Origin of the sequence: Yersinia sp. 1252 StPb PI (genome assembly GCF_048593885.1) — a bacterium.
In the GTDB taxonomy this organism is placed as follows: Bacteria; Pseudomonadota; Gammaproteobacteria; order Enterobacterales; family Enterobacteriaceae; genus Yersinia; species Yersinia enterocolitica_E.
Map to the genome: position 1 here is coordinate 1 of NZ_JAZGQE010000391.1, position 1,133 is coordinate 1,133.

The following is a 1,133-nucleotide window of genomic DNA, read 5'->3' on the forward strand; positions in this document are numbered from 1 at the left end:
ATATGGGGAACGGTACACCAGCGAAGGAACGAAAGGAATATCATACTAATTTTACCTTGTGTACTATCATTAGATGTTTGAGAAGGGCATTATTAATAAATACTCTTCTCATTTTTTATCTCTAGCCTAGCCTCCATCTTATTTACCGATAATTTCATATTTCTCCACATGACTAATAAAAGCACGTAAGCGAGCGGGAACATAATTTCTATCTCTAAACATAAGATAAGTTGGTCTAAGCCCACCATGCCACTCCGGTAAGATATGTACCAATTCCCCACGTTCGATAAGTGATGTGACAAATTGAAAAGGAGCCAGACAAATCCCTAAGCTTTTCTTTGCCGCACGGATAACTAACTCGGTATCATCAACCACCATATAGGGAGTGGCTGAAATAAGATACTCACTACCTGATGATTTATTTATTATCTGCCATTCTGTATCTGATTTCGGCATGATCAACTTATGTTGATTAACCAAGTCTTCAGGAATTAACGGGACGGTATTTTTAGAAAGGTATTCTATTGAGGCACAAAAAACATAATGTGAATTCATGATTTTTTTTGCTATCCAGTTGCTGTCCTTCAATTTACCGACTCTAATCGCTGCATCAATATTGAGAGATTCGAGATCAATAACTCGGTTGGTCACCATTAAATCAATGCTGATATCTGGGTACTTCTGCATAAAATCAAAAATACAATTGCCGACCCACTGGTGGGTAAGATTTATTGGCGCGGTTATCACCAATTTTCCCGTTAAGCTATGGTGGTAGTCATCAAGTAATGTTGTTGCTGACAAACATTCAGATAGCGGGCCAACACAGCTATCGTAATACATACGGCCTAAAGGGGTGAGAGTGATCGTTCGGGTTGAGCGATTAAGTAGCCGGCCACCAATGCATTGTTCAAGCTTTGTTATTCGGCGACTTAAGGTAGGCAGGGGGATGTCAGTTATTTCAGATACCTTTGTCAGACTGCCAGCATCGACGACACTTATAAACAGGTTAAGGTCGTCCAGAGAAATTTTATCTTTCATTTTTGAAATTCACCTATTCAATTTCAGCTCTTATCCTCAATAGATGAATATTATAGTATTTAACCCGAGATATAAACATCGCATCAGATTTTTAG

Annotated in this window: 1 protein-coding gene; it reads right to left on the bottom strand. The window is 38.7% G+C overall.

Annotated features, from left to right (window positions below; all coding sequences use genetic code 11):
- Positions 1-138: 138 nt before the first annotated feature.
- Positions 139-1,038 (bottom strand): LysR family transcriptional regulator, encoded by a 900-nt coding sequence (locus V2A85_RS23840; protein ID WP_372559520.1) that lies wholly within the window; start codon positions 1,036-1,038, stop codon positions 139-141.
- Positions 1,039-1,133: the final 95 nt, after the last annotated feature.

Excerpts from the sequence above, each read along its gene's own strand:
- V2A85_RS23840 (WP_372559520.1), bottom strand. The coding sequence starts at position 1,038 with ATGAAAGATAAAATTTCTCTGGACGACCTTAACCTGTTTATAAGTGTC.